General features: G+C 37.7%; 22 protein-coding genes. 8 read left to right on the top strand and 14 right to left on the bottom strand.

Annotated features, from left to right (window positions below):
- Window positions 1-94 precede the first annotated feature (94 nt).
- Window positions 95-1,069 (top strand): nuclease-related domain-containing protein, encoded by a 975-nt coding sequence (locus ACFSW4_RS03195; protein ID WP_377327406.1) that lies wholly within the window; start codon window positions 95-97, stop codon window positions 1,067-1,069.
- A 156-nt stretch (window positions 1,070-1,225) separates the two neighbouring features.
- Here the strand turns inward: ACFSW4_RS03195 and ACFSW4_RS03200 are convergent, their stop codons facing one another.
- The gene (locus ACFSW4_RS03200; RefSeq protein ID WP_054752101.1) at window positions 1,226-1,600 is read right to left on the bottom strand and encodes a PH domain-containing protein; all 375 of its coding nucleotides are present in this window, start codon (window positions 1,598-1,600) and stop codon (window positions 1,226-1,228) included.
- A gap of 78 nt (window positions 1,601-1,678) precedes the next feature.
- On the opposite strand from ACFSW4_RS03200, the gene ACFSW4_RS03205 reads away from it, so the two are divergent.
- Both ACFSW4_RS03205 and ACFSW4_RS03210 read left to right on the top strand, forming a co-directional pair.
- A complete protein-coding gene (locus ACFSW4_RS03205; RefSeq protein WP_054752099.1) occupies window positions 1,679-2,167 on the top strand; it encodes a GyrI-like domain-containing protein in 489 nt (162 codons plus the stop codon).
- Window positions 2,168-2,228: 61 nt separating this feature from the next.
- Complete coding sequence (locus ACFSW4_RS03210) at window positions 2,229-2,591, top strand: hypothetical protein (RefSeq protein WP_054752097.1); 363 nt, start codon at window positions 2,229-2,231, stop codon at window positions 2,589-2,591.
- A gap of 50 nt (window positions 2,592-2,641) precedes the next feature.
- Here the strand turns inward: ACFSW4_RS03210 and ACFSW4_RS03215 are convergent, their stop codons facing one another.
- The 5 genes from ACFSW4_RS03215 to ACFSW4_RS03235 are packed head-to-tail and all read right to left on the bottom strand — an operon-like array spanning window position 2,642 to window position 7,053.
- Window positions 2,642-3,442, bottom strand: coding sequence for a MerR family transcriptional regulator (locus ACFSW4_RS03215; protein ID WP_377327408.1), 801 nt, complete (start codon window positions 3,440-3,442; stop codon window positions 2,642-2,644).
- Between the two features lie 16 nt (window positions 3,443-3,458).
- Window positions 3,459-4,382 (bottom strand): siderophore ABC transporter substrate-binding protein, encoded by a 924-nt coding sequence (locus ACFSW4_RS03220; protein WP_377327409.1) that lies wholly within the window; start codon window positions 4,380-4,382, stop codon window positions 3,459-3,461.
- Window positions 4,383-4,404: 22 nt separating this feature from the next.
- Complete coding sequence (locus ACFSW4_RS03225; RefSeq protein WP_377327411.1) at window positions 4,405-5,163, bottom strand: iron ABC transporter ATP-binding protein; 759 nt, start codon at window positions 5,161-5,163, stop codon at window positions 4,405-4,407.
- Window positions 5,160-6,110 carry an iron chelate uptake ABC transporter family permease subunit gene (locus ACFSW4_RS03230; protein WP_377327413.1) on the bottom strand — a complete coding sequence of 317 codons (951 nt, stop codon included), beginning with the start codon at window positions 6,108-6,110 and terminating at the stop codon, window positions 5,160-5,162. Before ACFSW4_RS03230 ends, ACFSW4_RS03225 begins: the two co-directional genes overlap by 4 nt.
- Entirely contained in the window at window positions 6,103-7,053 is a 951-nt protein-coding gene (locus tag ACFSW4_RS03235; RefSeq protein WP_054752091.1) for an ABC transporter permease, read from the bottom strand. The genes ACFSW4_RS03230 and ACFSW4_RS03235 overlap by 8 nt, the downstream gene beginning before the upstream one ends.
- Before the next feature lie 194 nt (window positions 7,054-7,247).
- On the opposite strand from ACFSW4_RS03235, the gene ACFSW4_RS03240 reads away from it, so the two are divergent.
- The 3 genes from ACFSW4_RS03240 (at window position 7,248) to ACFSW4_RS03250 (ending at window position 10,215) form a co-directional block, all read left to right on the top strand.
- Window positions 7,248-7,895: a GntR family transcriptional regulator gene (locus tag ACFSW4_RS03240; protein ID WP_377327415.1), complete on the top strand. Its 648-nt coding sequence runs from the start codon at window positions 7,248-7,250 to the stop codon at window positions 7,893-7,895.
- A gap of 104 nt (window positions 7,896-7,999) precedes the next feature.
- The gene (locus ACFSW4_RS03245) at window positions 8,000-9,061 is read left to right on the top strand and encodes a tartrate dehydrogenase (RefSeq protein WP_054752089.1); all 1,062 of its coding nucleotides are present in this window, start codon (window positions 8,000-8,002) and stop codon (window positions 9,059-9,061) included.
- A gap of 11 nt (window positions 9,062-9,072) precedes the next feature.
- Window positions 9,073-10,215, top strand: a complete 1,143-nt coding sequence (locus ACFSW4_RS03250; protein WP_054752087.1) for a glycerate kinase family protein — start codon at window positions 9,073-9,075, stop codon at window positions 10,213-10,215.
- A gap of 40 nt (window positions 10,216-10,255) precedes the next feature.
- Here the strand turns inward: ACFSW4_RS03250 and ACFSW4_RS03255 are convergent, their stop codons facing one another.
- Window positions 10,256-11,644, bottom strand: coding sequence for an LVIVD repeat-containing protein (locus ACFSW4_RS03255; RefSeq protein WP_377327418.1), 1,389 nt, complete (start codon window positions 11,642-11,644; stop codon window positions 10,256-10,258).
- 312 nt (window positions 11,645-11,956) lie between these two features.
- Here ACFSW4_RS03255 and ACFSW4_RS03260 point away from each other — a divergent pair, with 312 nt between their 5' ends.
- On the top strand, window positions 11,957-13,012 hold the full coding sequence (locus ACFSW4_RS03260) for a C45 family autoproteolytic acyltransferase/hydolase (RefSeq protein WP_377327420.1): 1,056 nt from the start codon (window positions 11,957-11,959) through the stop codon (window positions 13,010-13,012).
- 156 nt (window positions 13,013-13,168) lie between these two features.
- Here ACFSW4_RS03260 and ACFSW4_RS03265 read toward each other — a convergent pair whose 3' ends face one another.
- Window positions 13,169-13,741, bottom strand: coding sequence for a DUF7010 family protein (locus ACFSW4_RS03265; RefSeq protein WP_377327422.1), 573 nt, complete (start codon window positions 13,739-13,741; stop codon window positions 13,169-13,171).
- A gap of 14 nt (window positions 13,742-13,755) precedes the next feature.
- Window positions 13,756-14,124, bottom strand: coding sequence for a hypothetical protein (locus ACFSW4_RS03270; protein WP_054752082.1), 369 nt, complete (start codon window positions 14,122-14,124; stop codon window positions 13,756-13,758).
- Window positions 14,125-14,225: 101 nt separating this feature from the next.
- Between ACFSW4_RS03270 and ACFSW4_RS03275 the strand changes: the two genes are divergently transcribed.
- The gene (locus ACFSW4_RS03275; protein WP_377327570.1) at window positions 14,226-14,798 is read left to right on the top strand and encodes a GNAT family N-acetyltransferase; all 573 of its coding nucleotides are present in this window, start codon (window positions 14,226-14,228) and stop codon (window positions 14,796-14,798) included.
- Window positions 14,799-14,838: 40 nt separating this feature from the next.
- Here ACFSW4_RS03275 and ACFSW4_RS03280 read toward each other — a convergent pair whose 3' ends face one another.
- The 5 genes from ACFSW4_RS03280 to ACFSW4_RS03300 all read right to left on the bottom strand — a co-directional run bounded on the left by ACFSW4_RS03280 (window position 14,839) and on the right by ACFSW4_RS03300 (window position 18,998).
- Entirely contained in the window at window positions 14,839-15,576 is a 738-nt protein-coding gene (locus tag ACFSW4_RS03280) for a sulfite exporter TauE/SafE family protein (protein ID WP_377327424.1), read from the bottom strand.
- A gap of 45 nt (window positions 15,577-15,621) precedes the next feature.
- Complete coding sequence (locus ACFSW4_RS03285) at window positions 15,622-16,299, bottom strand: hypothetical protein (RefSeq protein WP_054752080.1); 678 nt, start codon at window positions 16,297-16,299, stop codon at window positions 15,622-15,624.
- 83 nt (window positions 16,300-16,382) lie between these two features.
- Window positions 16,383-17,180 (bottom strand): tryptophan synthase subunit alpha, encoded by a 798-nt coding sequence (gene trpA, locus ACFSW4_RS03290; protein ID WP_054752078.1) that lies wholly within the window; start codon window positions 17,178-17,180, stop codon window positions 16,383-16,385.
- 16 nt (window positions 17,181-17,196) lie between these two features.
- The gene (gene trpB / locus ACFSW4_RS03295) at window positions 17,197-18,384 is read right to left on the bottom strand and encodes a tryptophan synthase subunit beta (RefSeq protein WP_377327427.1); all 1,188 of its coding nucleotides are present in this window, start codon (window positions 18,382-18,384) and stop codon (window positions 17,197-17,199) included.
- Window positions 18,363-18,998: a phosphoribosylanthranilate isomerase gene (locus tag ACFSW4_RS03300; protein ID WP_054752075.1), complete on the bottom strand. Its 636-nt coding sequence runs from the start codon at window positions 18,996-18,998 to the stop codon at window positions 18,363-18,365. Before ACFSW4_RS03300 ends, trpB begins: the two co-directional genes overlap by 22 nt.
- Window positions 18,999-19,120: the final 122 nt, after the last annotated feature.

Genomic DNA, 19,120 nt, shown 5'->3' on the forward strand with positions numbered 1-19,120 from the left:
CTAAAGAAGTGTTTTTAGGTAGGTAAAAAGTACTTGTCGGGGATAGGAGATATTTCTATAATTTTGTTTAGACTGATAAAAAGGAGTGAACATGTTGATTTGTAAAGACCATGATCCACCTGTTAGACTTTGGTCTCTTGAAGCACTAAGTAGGAGAGTTCATCCAAGTTTAGATGTCACACCGGACATTGAAGACGCGCTTCGCATAGTAAGGGTAGGAGATCGAGGTGAGAGATTATTAGACTATTATGTAGATATAATCTCTACATCAGATTTAAGTTGTTTCTTTGACTTACGACTTCCAAGAGAGAAAAATTTCTTCCAGATGGATACACTGTTAATAACTCCTAGATTTTTGATGATTGTTGAAGTGAAAAATATGTCTGGAGACATTTATTTCAAAAAAGAAACAAAGCAAATGTTACGAGTTTTAAATGGCACCATTGAGAAATTCCCCAACCCTGTCCTCCAAGTGTCACAACAAAAGCTTCAATTACAGCAATTCTTAAAGATAAACCATCTCCCCGAAATACCAATCTATACGTTAGTCGTATTTGTCAGCCGTAAAGGTATTCTTCACATTGAACCAAATGATCATTTCCATTTAAGAAACGTCATCACACTTCAAGAGTTTATTTTTAAATATCAAAAGCTTCACGAAATCTTAACTCATACTGTTTGGAAGGACACCGATCTGGCGTTAGCAAAAGAATTATTCCTCCGCGAACACACTTCGGAAAAAATTGATCTGATGGACCGTTTTGGGCTAACCAAGAATCAATTGTTAAAAGGTGTGCAATGTCCAAAATGTAATCGAATAGGGATGGAACGTGTCCATGGGAGGTGGTTTTGCCAATGTAAGGCTGAAAGTAAAGATGCTCATATAAATGGACTTCGTGATTATGCACTGTTGATTAACAATTGGATAAGTAATAAAGATGCCAGAGACTTTTTAAATATTGAAAATAGAGAAGTTACTAGGTATCTGTTAAGTCAGCTAAAAGTCCCTACTACAGGGAAAGGGAAAGGAGCAAAATATAACATAGGAGATTTAGTAATTTCCTCATAAAATCTAAAAATTCCTTATAAATTTATATTTTTCCTCATAAAAATAATTTTTTCCTTATATATTTATGAAATTCCTCATAAATCAAAAAAATCCTCATAAAAATGAGGTAAAGCTTTGAATAAAAAAACGGGAACCCAAACCTGGGTTCCGCTAACATTATAAGACATATTCAGCTAATACTGACTGTACTTTGTAGATATTAAGCTGTTTATTAAAAGTCTTCTCAAGAGGTGCTGAGCTGCCAGAAATCCAAATTTTGAGCTCTGCTTCTAAATCAAATGTTCCTGCTGTCTCAATCGAAAAGTGAGTGATGCTCTTATAAGGGATGGAGTGATACTCGGTTTTCTTACCAGTCATGCCTTGTTTGTCGATTAGAATCAAGCGCTTATTTGTGAAGACAAAGAGGTCACGAATTAATTTATAAGCATGTTCAACTTGTTCACTTGGTGCTAATAACTCCTCAAGCTCATCCTGAACCTTTTCTGTATCCATTTCAGATGCATTCCCCATCATTCCATCAAATAATCCCATACGTCATTCCTCCCATTGGTTATTACTTACATTTTAGTGAAATGATATAATAGAGTCAAAAACTTCAGGAGGTTACCTATGGATGTACGTGTGGAAAAGCGAGATCAAGTAACAATCGTTGGGTTAGAAATTAAAACTTATGGGATTATGAAAAAGAGCGAGCCGAACTCTATTCCAGGTCTGTGGGAAGAGTTTAGTGAGGTCGAAGATCAAATTCCTAATTTAGCTAATAATCATGAAAAATATGGATTAATCGAATTTCCTAAAGATTGGCAGTTAGGTAATCGTTTTTTATATACGGCAGGCATAGCCGTTACGAATACTGATGACATACCAGAAGGCATGGTCGTAAAAGAGATTCCTGAACAAGAATATGCGATCGTTCGATACCAAGGTATGACGAATGAGATAGGTAAGGGCTTTAATTATTTTTATAATGAATGGTTACCTCAATCGGATTATCAAAAATCTGGAGCATTTGAAATAGAATTTTACGGAGAAGATTTTAAAGGGGATGATCCAGAATCCGTATTAGAAGTTCATTTTCCTGTTACAAAGAAAGGTTAAAATTAAGGGAGGGGAGAGTATCTTAAAGAAAGTATTAAGCGTTTTATCCATCGTATTAGGTATGATTTTATTACTCTATTTAATGACAATTAATTATTATGAATTACAAGAAGCGGCACAAAGAGTTGAGGAGCGTACATATATTCTTCTCATGAGCATGACCTTATGTGCCTTTCTATTTGGCGTCCTAATGGAGTGGAACGGGTTAAGAAGCTTATTTAAGAGAAGGTTTAAGTTTAATTGGAAATTATTCGTCCCAACCTTGTTACTAATGGTGCTAGTATTTATTCCAAGATTATATTGGACAAAATGGTTTGGGATTACTGATAATTTTTTATTACAAGTCTTTTTATTAACTGAAACACAGGTTGTTCTATCAGTGTTGACAGGTACATTATTCATCCGATCTATTAGTGAAAAATAAAAGAGCCACCCCAGTCATTTTTATGACTTTTGGGACAGCCCATGGGTAAATTATGTTAACACGGGCACTTGAATTTCAGACAAGTGCTCTTTTTGGTTTGAAGTGATATAGCGGTCGATGATGGTGCGCTCAATCGCATCTCCATCGACTATAAGTTTGTTTTTATCTATTAAATGAAGCAATGGTTCATAATCTTTAGGATGTATTCGTTCTCGGTTTACCAAAAGTGTTGCATATTCTCGCTCAGGCATAATGGTTTCAAGTTCACAATCAATATCTTCATCCTCAAGCATTAGAAAAATAGAGTTGTAAACTTGTTTAGGCAACGTTTCAACCGAGCGTGAAACTCCAACGCCACCAATAAAAATAGAGGCGTTTAAACCGGAGCGCTTTTCAAGCTGTTTTAAGGAAAGTTCAAGCTCTGCATGGCTCCTAATTGGCTGTTTTAACTGAGCAATACGACGTTTGTGAACGGTTTGAACTTTGGGTTTCCCGCAATCATCATATTGGCAAAGTAATTCTCGCTGCCTATTATTTAAACGCTTTTTAGCCCGCTTAAGATGTTTAATCTCCTGCTCAACCCGTGCTTCTTGTCTAGCTAACATATCGTAAAACATTTGCCGGTCTCTCACATTAAATTGCTGCTTGATCTCCTTTAGAGTAATGCCTAATTCACGTAAATAATTAATCGTGTTTAAGTGTTCAAATTGTTCGATTGAGTAATAACGATAATTAGTGTTCGGGTCAACTTCAATTGGCTTAAAAAGATCGATGTCATCATAGTAACGTAACGTTTTGACAGGTATATTATGGAGTTTTGCCATTTCACCGATTGTAAATCGCTGGTCCATTATTGTCACTCCTATATTATTCAAACGATTGATTGATTTCTTTCACCATTTCCTTAACGGAAATTAACCCTCCACCTGATAAGTACCAGTAATTAGGATCTAAATATACAATTTGATTGTTTTGATATGCCTTTGTGTTTTTAACTAAATCATTTTCAATAGTCTCTTTAGCTGCAGGTTCATCATTAACTACAGCATCGCGGTCAATAACGTATAGGTAGTCAGGATCTTTTTCAACAATAAATTCGAATGAAATTTTCTGACCATGTGTCGCAACTTCAATTGTGTCATCCGCAGGCTTCACGCCAAATACATCATGCATAATTCCGAATCTTGACCCAGGGCCATATGCACTGACTTTCCCGCCTGTCGCTAATGTAATCAGTCCAGTTTTTTCGCTGTCTGTTGTTTTGGCTTGTAATTCTTCTACTAAACCATCTATTTCACTTACTTCTTTCTCGACTTGATCTTGTTTATCAAAAATTTTACCCATTAAATTCACGTTATGTTTAAACGAATCCATATAGTTCTCATAATCCAGTTCAATAAAAATCGTAGGGGCTATTTCTTTGAAATCTTCATATAGGTTCATTTGGCGTCCTGAGATGATGATTAAATCCGGATCCATTGCATGAATAGCTTCAAAATCTGGTTCTTTTAGTCCGCCTACATGTTCATACTCATCACTATCGTATTCTGAAAGATAAGATGGAAGGCTATCTTTAGGTACACCAGCGACATCAACATCTAATTGTTTGAGTGTATCAAGCATTCCGAAGTCAAAAACGACGACCTTCTGTGGGTTTTTAGGAACTTGAACCGTATCTAATGAATGTTCGACCTCCATTGTTTTGCCTTGTGCGGCCTTGCTTTCTTCACCGCCACAAGCGGCCATTAAAATTAACGATAATAAAGCAAAACCTAATAATAGTTTCTTCATATTAATCACCTCATATAATTTTTTATCCGAAATAGACACAAACTTTACAGCGGTCCAGCTGTTTAATCGGAATATCCATATCGTAAATTTCTTTTAAATTAACTTGGCTAATCACTTCATCAGTTGGTCCTTGTTTAACGATGGTGCCCTCTTTAAGTGCAACGATATAATCTGAATAAAATGAAGCAAAGTTAATATCATGAATGACAAGTACCACCGTTTTACCTAATTCATTTACTAAACGGCGTAGCACCTTCATGATCTGGACAGAATGCTTCATATCCAAATTATTTAATGGTTCATCAAGTAAAATGTACTCTGTGTCTTGTGCGATAACCATCGAAATAAATGCACGTTGACGCTGTCCGCCACTTAGTTCATCTAAAAATTGATCCTGTAGGTCTTCAAGCTCCATAAAAGAAATCGCTTCATCAACATGCTTCCAATCATCCTCGGTCAAACGTCCTTGGGAATATGGGAAACGGCCGAATGACACAAGCTCACGGACTGTGAGCCGTACATTTAAATGATTGGATTGTTTTAAAATGGCTACTTTTTTGGAAAGGTCATTGTTCTTCCATTTTTTAAGTTCTTTACCGTCGACGTAAACTTCTCCGAGGTCTTGCTTGATCATCCGGCTTACGGCCGATAGTAATGTACTTTTACCGGCACCATTTGGACCAATAAATGATGTGATTTTCCCTTTTTTAACCTCGACATTAACATTGTTGACAACAGTTTTTTGACCGTATTTTTTAGATAAGTTTTTAATCGCAATCATGCTCGACTCTCCTTTAATAAGAGATAAATGAAGTAAACCCCACCAATAAAGTTAATGATGACACTGATTGTGGTTGAAAAAGTGAATACTCGTTCCACAATTAATTGTCCTAAGATTAATGCAACGATACTAATGAGAATTCCACCAACAATCAATACGCTGTGCTGGTATGTTTTCAAAAACTGATAGGCTACATTGGCAACCAGCAACCCTAAAAATGTGATGGGTCCAACTAAGACAGTAGAAATTGATATAAGTATGGCAATTATAATGAACAATTGTTTGACAACGCCGTTATAGTTAACACCTAAATTAATGGCGTGTTCTCTTCCAAGTGACAATACATCAAGATATTTTGCGAACCGTATAAAGTACAGCGTTGTCACAAGCATTAGAATGACCGAAATGATAAAAAGCTCTTCATTGACATTATTGAAACTCGCAAACATTCGATCTTGGACAACTTGGAACTCGTTAGGGTCAATTAGAACTTGCATGAATTCAGACAAACTGCTAAAAAACGTTCCTAAAATTAATCCGACGAGTAATAAGAAATAGATGTGCTGACCTTCACCTTTAAATAGAAACTTGTAAAGCATTAAGGCAAAACCAATCATTAGAACAACTGAAATGATAAAATTGACATGTTGATTCATTAGTGTCATATGTGTTGAGCCAAATACAAAAATGATGAAAGTTTGGATTAATAGGTACATCGAATCGAGACCGATAATACTCGGCGTTAAAATTCGATTATTGGTTATGGTTTGGAACACAATGGTTGAGAATGCAATCGCACTTCCTGTCAAAATGATTGCTAGAATCTTCATGGTTCGCTTAGGTAACACGTAATCCCAATTAGAACTATTTAAATCTGTGAATAAAAAAACAGCAATTAAGATTAAGGCTATTACAAGTAAGCTCAATAGTTTTGTAGAATTACGCATAAGCCTTTCTCCTTAGAAGTAGGTAGATAAATATGCCGCTTCCAATCACCCCAACTGTTAATCCAATTGGTATTTCATATGGGTAAATAATCACACGTCCTAAAATATCGCACATCAGAACGAATACGGCCCCTAGCAAGGCAGTGTGAGGTAGATTTTTCCTTAAATGATCTCCTTGAAAAATCGATACGATGTTGGGAATGATTAGTCCTAAAAATGGAATCATTCCTACTGTTAACACAACTGATGAGGTCACTAGCGCAACGATGATTAAGCCAATGTTCACAATCTGTTTATGGTTGAGACCAAGATTAATAGAAAATTCCTTACCCATACCAGCTATGGTGAATTTGTTTGCAAAAATGTAGGCGATCATCATAAGTGGCAGGCTAAGGTAAAGCAGTTCATAGCGCCCACTCATAATCATTGAAAAGTCACCTTGAAGCCAAGTGGTAATGCTTTGAATTAAGTCGTGCTTATAAGCGAAAAATGTTGTGATGGAACCAATAATATTACCAAACATAATTCCAACTAGTGGGATGAAGATAGCATCTTTAAACTTAACCTTATCTAGAATTTTCATAAATATGTAGGTTCCAAGTAATGCAAAGATAAAGGCTGTAATCGTTCTAAAAATGGGACTCGCCGTTGAGAATAGAATGAGAGATACTAAGATTCCTAATCTCGCGGAGTCCATCGTTCCCGCTGTAGTAGGGGAGACGAATTTGTTTCGACTTAATTGCTGCATAATCAGACCACATATACCCATACTCATTCCTGCAATCACAATGCTAATTAATCTAGGTAACCTGCTTTGATTGAGAATTTGTTTTTGCGTATCATCCAAATTTAGTAATTGTGAAGGTGTAATGTTCGTTACACCAACAAATAGCGATACCATAGATAAAACCAAGAGTAAGATCCATAAATACCTAAGCTTCATAGTTGTTCCAAACTCTCTGTTAAATATTAACTAAATGATAATGATTATCATTCCTGTTTAATATTAAACCCTCCAGTAAGTGGAGAGTCAACACTTAATTGAGAATTATTTTTAATTAGAACCTTTATTTGATAAATCTAACATTTTTGTATATAGTGAAAACACACTAATAACGGGGTAAGCGAGGTAACCATATGTTAGAAAAACAGGTGCCATATTATGTGCAGTTTTATCATTTAATTAAACAAATGATATTTGATGGAAAGTACCAACCGGGAGATCGAATTAATGAAACACAACTTGCTAGAGAGCACCAAGTGAGTAAAAGCCCTATTCGTGAAGCGATTCGTATTTTAGAAAAAGAGGGGCTATTAACTGTTGAGAATTCTAAAGTGGTTGTCTATGAACCGAAAATAAAAGATGTCAAAGAAGTTTATTTCTGCAGACAGGCTTTAGAATCATTCGCCGTTCGCTTAACGACACAAATTGCTACAGATTTAGAAATTAGGCAAATTGAAGAAGTGCTAAATAAAACTGAGGAAGCCATCTCGAACAATGAAGGTTCGAACGTCATCATTAATTTAAATGAACAATTTCATGATTTAATTGTCACGTTTACTCGGAATTCTAGACTTCAAAAGCAAGTTGATGACTTGAATAGTTTGATTCACTATTTTCGCATTATGAATTTCAAAGGGGAACAGCGTGCTCAAAAGATTTTAGATCAGCATAAAGATATCTTCACCTATATAAAGAATAGAGAAGCCGAACGAGCTGCTGAACAAATGATTAAACACTTAGATGATGATGTCGAACATCTACTGAGGGTCTTAGAAGAGTAGATTAATAGAAATATCGAAGCTTCAAATGCCATTGATAAAAGTCAGAAAATAATGTATATTTAATTTAATCAGTCGACTGTCGACTTTGAAATGGAGGAACAATGATGAAAAAGCTTAAAATAGCTTCCATTCCCGGTGATGGAATTGGAAAGGAAGTCGTTCCAGCCGCCATTGATGTACTACATACAGTTGCGGAATTACACGGAGGGTTAACATTTGAGTTTACAGATTTTCCTTATAGTTGTGAGTATTATTTAGAACATGGTGTGATGATGCCTGAGGATGGAATGAAGCGGTTGTCAGATTTTGATTCAATTTTTCTCGGAGCAGTTGGAGATGCGAACTTAGTTCCGGATCATATTTCGCTTTGGGGCTTATTAATTAAAATTCGCCGCGAATTTGAACAGACGATTAATGTTCGTCCTGCTAAGCAGTTACCAGGAATTCAGTCGCCATTAGTTAACCCTAATGACTTTGATATTATGGTTGTGAGAGAAAATAGTGAAGGTGAATACAGTTCAGTTGGTGGCCGCATTTACCGAGGTGAAGATGAAATTGCGATTCAAAATAATGTATTTTCAAGGAAAGCGACAGAACGCGCGATGCGTTTTGCATTTGATTTGGCTTCAAAACGCAAAGGGCGTGTAACGAGTGCAACAAAGTCTAACGGAATTGTGTATTCGATGCCGTTTTGGGATGAAGTGTTTAAAGATGTTGCAGAATCATATCCTAATGTTAAAACAGATCAGCAGCATATTGATGCGTTAGCTGCCTTTTTTGTAACCAACCCGAGCCGATTTGATGTTGTCGTCGCAAGTAATTTATTTGGGGATATTCTGTCAGATATAGGAGCTGGAATCATGGGCAGTATTGGGGTAGCTCCCGCGGGGAATATTAATGTAAACGGTAAGTATCCTTCTATGTTTGAGCCGGTTCATGGGTCTGCCCCTGACATTATTGGTAAAGGAATCGCGAATCCAGTAGGTCAAATTTGGACAGCGAAAATGTTACTAGACCATCACGGGGAAGAGGAAATGGGGCAAGTACTGTTAGACGTCATTGAAGAAACAACGAAAAATAGAATCATTACCTCGGATTTAGGAGGAAGCCACTCAACTCAGGACGTGACAAATGAGATCATAAATCGATTAAAAGCTAAGGCTTAAGAGGTGTTAAGATGAACATCGTTATTGCTATGGATTCATTTAAAGGTAGCATATCCTCCATTGAAGGGAGCCAGGCAATCCTGGAAGGAATTCACGACGTAAATCCAGATGCTCAAGTGACGTCTCTTCCATTAGCTGATGGCGGGGAAGGGACAGTTGATGCCGTTGTTCATGCAACTTCAGGTGAGTATGTTAAAACCAAAGTCACGGGTCCGCTTCACAATAAAGTTAATGCTAAATATGGAATAACTGGTGACGGAAAGACAGCTGTCATAGAAGTGGCTGAAGCATGCGGATTGCCACTGGTTCAAGAGGAGCAAAGAAATCCCCTTTTGACGACGACGTATGGAGTGGGTGAATTAATAAGACATGCGATGGACAACGGCTGCCGTCATTTTGTCATTGGCCTTGGTGGAAGTGCTACGAACGACGCTGGAGTTGGTATGCTACAAGCACTAGGAGCTAAGTTTTATAATGACAACGGAAATGAAGCCAGCTTAGGTGGTCGGGTTTTAGAAGAAATTAATCGTATAGATCTTCTAAAGGTCGATTCGTTAATTAAAGAGTGCACATTTAAGGTTGCATGTGATGTCAATAATCCATTGTACGGAGAAAATGGTGCGGCAAATATCTTTGGACCACAAAAAGGCGCAACAGAAGAAATAGTGAAAGAACTTGACCGAGGGCTCCGGCATTTTGCAGAAGTGGTTGAAAAGGAATTGAACCTTGATATTCATTCAGAACCAGGGTCCGGAGCAGCTGGTGGATTAGGTGCTGCCTTCTCTGGTTTTTTAAAAGGAACATTAGAATCGGGGGTTGAACTTATTTTAGACTTGATTAATATTGAGCAATACTTCGATGATTGTGACCTCGTTATAACAGGTGAAGGTAAGTTAGATCGTCAAACGAGCATGGGAAAAGTTCCTGTGGGGGTTGCAAAAAGAGCTAAAGCTTATAATATCCCGGTCATCGCTCTAGCAGGCGCAGTTAATCAGGATGAACTTCAACTGAATGATGCAGGAATTGCTGGATGTTTCTCCATTATTCAATCACCGATCACTATAAGAGAAGCGATGGACAGGGAGGTAACTTATCAGAATTTGAAGTTTACAACCTCACAAATTATCAATTTGTTTAAGGCAATGAAAAAGTAAAGCCGCCCCCTAGTAGAGGGAGCGGCTAATTCTAATCAATTTACTTCTTATTATTTTTCATTAAAACTTTCAACCCTTGGCCCATGTCAGAAGCAAGAATGTAATTTTTGTCGACAAACACACCCCAAACAAAGGACTGATCAGGCGTATATTGCCCAATCTGAACTGGTGCACTAGGGTCTGCTATATCAACAGCATAAACTCCTCCTGCATAGTGAGATAAGTAAAGTGTATTTCCGCGAACTTTAGGGTCGTGTACGGTATTAGCAAACGTTACACCATCTTCCACATTGTCTACTAAATCCGTTTTAAATTCACTTAACAGTTCTGGATTTGATTTGTCACTAATATCAAATATTCTAGTATAGCCATAGGATTGTTCGTATCCTGGACGAACTGGTACGTAAACTTCACGTGTTTCGATTAACACGTTTCCACCCTTTGCTAAAGTAGCGGAGTGAGCAGAGCCTTGCTGATCGGAAGCGAAATATGTACGGCCCAGGTATTCAGGGTTTTCTGGGTCGCTAATATCAAATAAAATGGTACCCAAATCCCACATAGAAACATATGCGTATTTTCCTGTTTGATCTGCCATTACGCTGTGGGCGAATACTGGACGTGTTTTACCATCTGGTGCATTCCAGTGATAACCGTTAAATTCCTCAGATACTTCTGGTAAACTACGAGGATCAAACTGCCACAGTGTTTCTGGGTTTGTAGGATCAGATACATCTACGATTTGAAAATCATGCTCTTCACCATGGCTATAATAATCAGCATAAGGATTAGCTGTTAAGACTACAGCCTTATTACCTTGCTGTGTTAAATACAATTCATGAGTTCCATTTGTTTGTCCATAAACTTCCCAATAACCTAATTTTTGAGGATTATAAGGGTCTGTCACATCGTAGAGAAGGAATCCGCCTGTCGTATCTGCATTTCGGTCAAGTTGCTGTACACTTACTACAGCTAAATCACCGTTAAAGTGAGGGGTGTTAATAGATTTAACAATTACTTTTTCGTGCCAAGTACCTGGTACATCATCGTGCGCAAACGCTGCTACTTCAACTGGATTTTCAGGGTCCTTAAGATCAAACACACGCACACCACCATTACCACCGTTGGCTGTATGTGTTCCTACATAAGCAAAACCTTTATGGGCATATACATCTGCGGTGTTGTTTTGGACTCCTTCGTAAATCTCTTCAGTCTGAACGGCTGCAACTTCTGTTAAAAAGTTAAGGTTCTTTGATCCATCTAATAATGGTTCTCCTAATTGCTCAAGTTGTTCTGGTGTGAAGACAGTGCGTTCGCTTTTCTCAGCACCACTATTGTCGAGATCATCGTGGGCAAAGGTCGTCGGTGCGAACGATGAAAAGGCTAAAACACTTGATAACGTCGTTGCTAGAATAAGTTTTTTCTTCTTCATTAACTTTCCTCCCTTTGAAAATTTTGAAAATTCTTGTAACAAAGTATAATGGAGGAGGTAAGGCTTGTTAATAGGGCATGACACCTATTGTTTCGACAATCTAACTAAAATAGTCTAATCATCCTAGTGTGCTGGATTTGTCAGTAATCAACCTCTATCGTTATAAGGTAGGTAAATAGATTTAGATTCTAACACTAATACATCATTACTATAATAAGGTGAAGTTTTAAAGGGGAGGGCTCATGAGTTTTGTTTTGAATGATGTTAAGGTAAAATTAATCTGAAGTATAAACATAAAGGGAATGATCAACCATGAAACAAATACATAGTGATATTTTTCAATTTAGAGGCTCACATTATGACTTTGGTTTGAAAGTTGGTAAGACATTAAAAGACTCATTAATCGTTAAGAATCGCCAAAAAGGGTGGAAGTTAAAGCGCCCACGTTTTGATATAGATGTTGTAGAAGCGAAACAACAATTCAAGCGCTTTGCTCCCGCTATTTGGGATGAGATGGAAGGACTTCGTGATGGTCTAGGACTACCTATGAAGGAAGTTCTGCGTGATTTTGGTGGCTACCGGGTTGAACCCGATAAAAGTGGCTGTTCGATTTTTACAACGGATGAGTTTATGGTTCGTAATTATGACTTTCATCCGTTTACGTATGATGGAATGTTCTGTTTGTATGAACCTACAGATGAAGGCTATGCTGTTATTGGTCCTACTTCTAGAATTACAGGACGAATGGACGGGATGAACGAAAAGGGGCTTGTAATGGGATATAATTTTACTCATCGTAAGAAAACAGCTGATGGGTTTGTATGTTATATGGTCGGGCGTATGATTCTAGAGACGTGTGCTACAGTAGGTGAAGCAATCGATTTAGTCAAATCTGTTCCACATAGAGGGGCGTTTAGTTACAACGTTCTTGACCGCAGTGGAACAACATACGTTATTGAAGCGGGTCCACGAGGAGTAGAGGTAAGAGAAGCAAATGTTTGCACGAATCATTTTGAAATTTTAACGGAAGAGAACAGGCGCTATTTGAATGATTCCATGGAACGTAAAGATATAATTTTAAAAAATGAATCTGAAATGATGAAGCCAGATGATGCATTTAACTTTTTCAATGATTCTGAAGCTGGAGTTTTTGCGGATAATTATAAAAGCTGGGCAGGAACGATTCATACGTCATTATATTTGCCGCATAATATGAAGGTGTGGTTTACACTTGGAGCTGATCAGGAGCCAGTTATATTTGACTTTAACCAATGGTTGTCCGGAAAAGAAATAAGTATTGAACGTATGTATGGTCATGTCGATACAGAACTAGGATTTGCGAATATGGATGCAAAATTACGCATCTAAGGTATATTTTTCTCAAATAAGCATATAATATGATGACTATGAGTGTTCGGTCACTCTTTTGTCATCAGCGAATAAGCCCTTTAATAAAGGGGGGCAACTCGCTTCTAAGTCAAGTAACCACCTAAAAGAGAAATAGGTGGTTACTTTTTTATTTTATTATATGGAAATACTTTGGTGACTTTGTTCGTCTTCTGACATCCGTTTAACTTTATAATTATAGAATAAAATGCTTATCAAAGTTAACAGTCCTACGATCATTGCTGATGAAATTGACCAAAGAGGAAATTTAACAAAATTAAATAGAACAACTAATACTGACAGAGTGGGGGCTAAAAAATAGTAAGCCTTTGCATCGTAGAACCACCCATAAGGATATAAGTGAGCTGCTGTAATTACCGCAAAAACCATAATCATTATGCTAGGTTCATTAGCAAATGCCCAAAATACTAAAGGGAAATATGAGAACTGTGCTATGTTCATAATTAGCCCTAAATTAGCAAGTGGATTGTTTTCGATTTTCCAATCTGCGTTTATTAATTTTGAAAATAATAACGCAAGAGGAAACATAATCCCGGTAGCAAAGAATAAGTAAATGTTTTGAGTATTAATGTTTAAGTCTAATAGAAAAATGACAGTAATAATGGACCAAATGACTGATGCAGACATCAAGAATCCTATTCCATTCTTCCCTCTAATGGATAAATCCTTTCGCAAATCATCAACTGACACCGTTCATCCCCCTTTTAAATTAAATTCTCTTTCTTAAAACGTTTAAATGATTCATCTGTTAAATGTTCTAGTTCAGCAAAAAGTTCCTCATCAAATTTAATGAAATTGAAACATGATTTGCCTTGCATTCTAGCTTTTAGATTTGGTGTAATGGTATCTAAGAGGTCTGGAAACATATAGACGGGCATGAGATAGTAGCTAACATAGTTTTTCTTAATCGAGACTGAGCCGAAGAAGTAAGGTTTGTTGTTTCTGGGGAAGACTTTCTCTGAATCTAAATAATAGGACGTATCATAGTTATGGACAACAACTAATTCGTCTTCGTATTTTTGAAGGTATGTCTTTAGTTCATTAAAAATGTCTGTGAAATTAGATTCACTCATTCGTTAACCTCCTTTTTAAAAAGTATACCTAAAAATAAAGGAAATGGACAGGCATTGTTGAAACAGTTAATAAGAAAGGAGTGTTAAAACTGAAGACAAATATCAATCCGATTCTAATAGATGTTCATAGTGTTATTGAAACTGAAAGATTATTTTTGCGAGCACCAAAACCAGGTGATGGACCTGAGGTCAATTCCGCCATCCGTTATTCACTTCCTGAACTTAAAGAATGGTTAGACTTTGCACAAACCGTTCCTGAAGTTGAGGATACCGAAGTGAATTTAAGAGAGGCAATTGCTAAGTTCTTCAAAAAGGAAAGCTTTCGCTATATCATTTTTGAAAAAGAAACTGAAGTACTAGTTGGAGTAGTTAGTTTTGATAATGTGGTATGGGATATTCCTAAAACACAAATAGGTTTCTGGATTAATTCTCGTTATTCCGGGAAAGGGTATATGACTGAAGCAGTTGAGGGTCTGACGAATTACGGTTTAGAAGAGTTGGGATTTCAAAGAATTGAAATTTTATGTGACTCTAAAAACACTAAATCACGCCAAGTTCCTGAACGATTAGGGTATGAATTAGAAGGTATTTTAAAGAACGAGGACCGATCACCTGATGGGACTGAGTTAAGAGACACATGTGTGTATGCTAAGTGTGCTGAAAGTAGCGAATAACTCTCATATAAAAAGCCGAGGCTTGTAAGTCTCGGCTTTTCTACATGATGACATTATCTATAAAAATATGAATGATTAAGGCGGCAGTTACGATTCTTAATAGCGGCTTAACTTGATGAGGTTTGAGTTTACCTGCGATTCGAATGCCTAATTGTGAGCCTGTTAAAGAACCCAGAAGTAGAGCGATTGTCAGTGGCCAAATAATCTGACCTGTCGAGATGTAACTAATCGCTGCCCCAAAACAACTCGCAAATGTCGCGACACGCATTAATCCGACAGCTCGGTAGTAAGCGATATTCAAGTATGAAAACAAATAAAGCATAAGCGTGCCTTGGCCTGGACCAAACATTCCGTCGTAAATTCCAATTCCGTATAGTAACGGGGTACTTTCCTTTGTTACATAAAATGACGCTTGGCCCGTAAAGTCTGACTTTCCAATAAACGAAAAAATAAAAGCAACGACAAGTAGTATTAAGGCCACTTGATACATCATGTCTGGGGTGAGGGAGGCAGCAATGAGTCCGCCTGTCACACCACCAGCTAGACTTATAGGAATGATCTTGAGCCCTTCTTTTATGGTGACTCCTTTTTGCCTATAAACGAGCAGAAACCCTTGTAATGAGCTGATGGTATTTGAGACTTTATTTGCTCCAATTGCGGAATGTACGGGAACTCCTAACGCGAGCATAGAAGGTAAGCTAATTAAACCACCCCCACCAGCTAATGTACCTAGAGTTGTCGCCAGAACTCCTATAAAATAAATTAGGATAAACTCCATGATGCCATCCCCTAACATGATAAAAATCCGCTCCGTGGCGGATTTTTACTTCTGATCATACTGTCTTAAATCTTCTTCCATTAATAATATAATGCGTTTTTCGTATTCTTCCAATGACTCATCTTCTAGTGGTTGATGATTCTCCTTATAATAGTTAAAGAGTTTATCCTGTACTAGATTTTGAGTAAATCGGTCATACTCCCATTCATATAAATACTCTTTTTGGGTTAAGTCCAATGCTTCACTTATTTTTGTGAAGAACGGATGAGCTTGTTTCCCGTTTTCAATATATTTTATCTGAGTATCAATATACCCTTCAATTTCACTTTGTTTAACTTCAATTCCATGCTCATTTTTAGCCCATTCAATAATGGCTTCATTATTATGTTTGTAATCCATAGCTCGGTTCACTAGTTCAACGCCTTTTAAGTCTTCGTTCTTAATAACGGCAGACTGAATGTGTGTATGAATAATCCAATTTTTAACTTCAGCGTCTTCAACATCTACAAGATCATGGTCAGTACGAATGGTATCATGATTAGACTTGATTTTCTCGTAATTTAAAATAGCTTGCTGGATTAACGTATCGATGTCTTGTGTAACACGGGGAACTTGTGGTTCTTCTTGTAGAGCTGTGACGTCATCATCTGGTGCGAAAAAGATTTGATAAGAACCCCAAATGATAATACTCCCAATGAGACCAATAATGAACCACTTTTTCATAATATTCGCCACCTAAAGTTTAATCAACTTTAAGGTAACACATTTTGGAAAAAGAATCGAGCTATATTAAATAGGCTTTAGTCTCATTTTGCCTTAGAAGATTCAATCAAACGTTTGATTGAATCGGTGTCATTATCTTGTAAAAGCTCGATGATTTTACTACCAACGATGACGCCGTCTGCCATATTGCCCATTTGTTCAACATGTTCGGGTGAAGAGATACCAAACCCAGCTAAAACAGGGGCTGAACTAAATTCCTGAAGCTGGCTCAGGTGTGCCTCTAAGTCTTTTGCAAAGTTTGATCTCGCCCCTGTGATGCCATTGACAGTAATCGCATACGTAAAGCCTTGTGACGCTTCTGCTAATTGTTTAATGCGCTTCTTAGAACTTGTTAGTGATACAAGTTGGATCAGAGCTATCCCTGCTTCATTTAAATGGTTAGAGATTAATACTTGTTGCTCAAATGGTAAATCTGGAATGATCAATCCGTCTACACCTGCTTCTTGGGCGTCTTTTATAAAGTTCTCAATTCCGTATTTAAATATTGGATTGATATACGTCATGAAAATAATCGGGGCATCGATTTGGTAACGTTCTTGTTTTAACAATTCAATCACTGACTTTAACGTGACGTTTTGTTCGAGTGCTCGCTTTCCGGCCTCTTGGATGGTTGGGCCGTCAGCTACTGGGTCAGAAAATGGGATGCCTAGTTCAATTGCAGTAGCGCCTTCTTCACTAAGGAATTTTAAATTTGGTATAAGCTGGTCTAGCCCTCCGTCTCCTGCCATGACGTATGGAACAAATATTTTATTTCCTTGAGATAATGTTTGATTTAATGTCGTTTCAAGGTACTCACGACCGTGAGTGATCGTATTACGCATTTGTACAACCTCCTGTTTATTGATTTAACGCATCTTTGACAGATTCAACATCTTTATCGCCACGTCCTGACAAGCAAATGACAAGTGATTCTTCCTTGGACATGGTTTGTGCGATTTTTACAGCTTCAGCTACAGCGTGTGAACTTTCTAAAGCTGGGATGATCCCTTCAGTTTTGGACAAAAGCTGAAATGCCTCTAATGCTTCTTCATCGGTTACCGAAGAGTACTGGACGCGTTCAATATCTTTAAGATGGCTGTGTTCAGGACCGACTCCAGGATAATCCAATCCTGCCGAAATTGAGTGTGCTTCTTGTATTTGCCCGGCTTCACTTTGAAGTAGATACATCATCGAACCATGCAATATCCCAACTGAACCTTTCGTAAGCGTTGCAGCGTGTCGTTCAGTATTTACACCACTTCCAGCAGCTTCAACTCCATATAATTTAACGTCATGGTCTTCAATAAAAGGATAAAACATTCCCATGGCATTACTACCTCCGCCAACACAAGCAACCACTGCATCAGGCAGCTTATGTTCCTTTTCTAATAGTTGTGTTTTCGTTTCTTTGCCAATGATACTCTGGAAATCACGGACCATTTTAGGGAATGGATGAGGGCCCAGAACGGATCCCATAATGTAGTGCGTATCCTCAACGTTTGTGACCCAGTACCTTAATGCTTCATTCACCGCATCTTTAAGCGTTGCGCTGCCTTGATCCACGCTTTCAACACGGGCACCAAGAAGTTCCATTCTAAATACATTTAACTTCTGGCGGCGAATGTCTTCTGCACCCATGAAGATTATGCATTCTAAGTTAAGTAGAGCGCACACGGTTGCAGTGGCAACTCCGTGCTGGCCGGCACCTGTTTCAGCAACGACTTTTTTCTTGCCCATTCGTTCAGCTAAAAGGGCCTGCCCAATGGTATTATTGATTTTGTGAGCTCCAGTATGATTTAAGTCTTCACGTTTAAAATAAATTTTGGCCCCGCCAAGCTTTTTAGTTAAGTTTCTCGCAAAATAAAGTGGATTTTCACGTCCAACGTAGTCTTTCAGTAAGTCATTTAAACGCTCATTAAAGGCAGGGTCTTGAATCGCCTCATCATAAGCCTCCTCAAGTTCTGTCACTGCTCCCATTAATGTTTCAGGGATATATTTACCACCATAAGGACCGTAATGTCCGTTTACAGGTTGTGCGTATGGCATGTTGATCGCTCCTTTACGTTTTGAATAAATTGTTTAATTTTTATAGGATCCTTTTGACCGTTCGTTTCTACACCGCTAGAAACGTCGACCATAACAGGAGTGGATTGATTAATGGCTGTTTTTACATTATCTTCGTTTAAACCACCAGCTAAGATTAATTTACTTCGGTTAATCTTTTGATCTTTTAATAGTTCCCAGCCAAACGTCGTTCCGTTACCACCTTGATAGGGGCCAGTTGCACTGTCTAGTAAAAAGTAACTCGCTTTCTCGTACGTTTTTAAGGCACGTAAATCTTTATCTGAACTCACTCGTAGAGCTTTAATAAAAGGGAGGGAAAGAGACTCACAGAATTCAGGCGATTCATTCCCGTGCAGCTGTACATAGTCAAGCCCTACTTGTTGATACGTTTCTTCAAGTTCTATTCGACTCGGATTAACGAAAACGCCGATTTTCTTAACATGATCTGGTATGTTCATAGCAATGTTTGCCGCTTGTTCAATGGACATCCGTCGTTTACTTTCCGCAAAAACAAATCCTATCGCGTCTGCTCCAGCATTTGCTGCGAACATTGCGTCATTTAGCTTTTTAATACCGCAAATTTTAACCTGAGTCATGCGAAGCCTCCTTTGTCTAGTAAATCGGAAAATCTTCTAGTAAAAGTTCAATTTTGTCTAGTAAAATCCTGAAATTGTCTAGTAAAAATTCGATTTTGTCTAGTAAAAGTCTAATATTGTCT

The organism is Piscibacillus salipiscarius (assembly GCF_042685285.1).
In the GTDB taxonomy this organism is placed as follows: domain Bacteria; phylum Bacillota; class Bacilli; order Bacillales; family Alkalibacillaceae; genus Piscibacillus; species Piscibacillus salipiscarius.

Bases quoted from the DNA above. Each gene is read 5' to 3' on its own strand.
- ACFSW4_RS03260 (WP_377327420.1), top strand. From the start codon at position 11,957: ATGAAACAAATACATAGTGATATTTTTCAATTTAGAGGCTCACATTAT.
- ACFSW4_RS03270 (WP_054752082.1), bottom strand. From the start codon at position 14,124: ATGAGTGAATCTAATTTCACAGACATTTTTAATGAACTAAAGACATAC.
- ACFSW4_RS03245 (WP_054752089.1), top strand. From the start codon at position 8,000: ATGAAAAAGCTTAAAATAGCTTCCATTCCCGGTGATGGAATTGGAAAG.
- trpA (WP_054752078.1), bottom strand. From the start codon at position 17,180: ATGCGTAATACGATCACTCACGGTCGTGAGTACCTTGAAACGACATTA.
- ACFSW4_RS03205 (WP_054752099.1), top strand. From the start codon at position 1,679: ATGGATGTACGTGTGGAAAAGCGAGATCAAGTAACAATCGTTGGGTTA.
- ACFSW4_RS03255 (WP_377327418.1), bottom strand. From the start codon at position 11,644: ATGAAGAAGAAAAAACTTATTCTAGCAACGACGTTATCAAGTGTTTTA.
- ACFSW4_RS03220 (WP_377327409.1), bottom strand. From the start codon at position 4,382: ATGAAGAAACTATTATTAGGTTTTGCTTTATTATCGTTAATTTTAATG.
- ACFSW4_RS03215 (WP_377327408.1), bottom strand. From the start codon at position 3,442: ATGGACCAGCGATTTACAATCGGTGAAATGGCAAAACTCCATAATATA.
- ACFSW4_RS03225 (WP_377327411.1), bottom strand. From the start codon at position 5,163: ATGATTGCGATTAAAAACTTATCTAAAAAATACGGTCAAAAAACTGTT.
- ACFSW4_RS03300 (WP_054752075.1), bottom strand. From the start codon at position 18,998: ATGACTCAGGTTAAAATTTGCGGTATTAAAAAGCTAAATGACGCAATG.
- ACFSW4_RS03250 (WP_054752087.1), top strand. From the start codon at position 9,073: ATGAACATCGTTATTGCTATGGATTCATTTAAAGGTAGCATATCCTCC.
- ACFSW4_RS03280 (WP_377327424.1), bottom strand. From the start codon at position 15,576: ATGGAGTTTATCCTAATTTATTTTATAGGAGTTCTGGCGACAACTCTA.
- ACFSW4_RS03235 (WP_054752091.1), bottom strand. From the start codon at position 7,053: ATGAAGCTTAGGTATTTATGGATCTTACTCTTGGTTTTATCTATGGTA.
- ACFSW4_RS03200 (WP_054752101.1), bottom strand. From the start codon at position 1,600: ATGGGATTATTTGATGGAATGATGGGGAATGCATCTGAAATGGATACA.
- ACFSW4_RS03210 (WP_054752097.1), top strand. From the start codon at position 2,229: ATGATTTTATTACTCTATTTAATGACAATTAATTATTATGAATTACAA.
- trpB (WP_377327427.1), bottom strand. From the start codon at position 18,384: ATGCCATACGCACAACCTGTAAACGGACATTACGGTCCTTATGGTGGT.
- ACFSW4_RS03240 (WP_377327415.1), top strand. From the start codon at position 7,248: ATGTTAGAAAAACAGGTGCCATATTATGTGCAGTTTTATCATTTAATT.
- ACFSW4_RS03230 (WP_377327413.1), bottom strand. From the start codon at position 6,110: ATGCGTAATTCTACAAAACTATTGAGCTTACTTGTAATAGCCTTAATC.
- ACFSW4_RS03285 (WP_054752080.1), bottom strand. From the start codon at position 16,299: ATGAAAAAGTGGTTCATTATTGGTCTCATTGGGAGTATTATCATTTGG.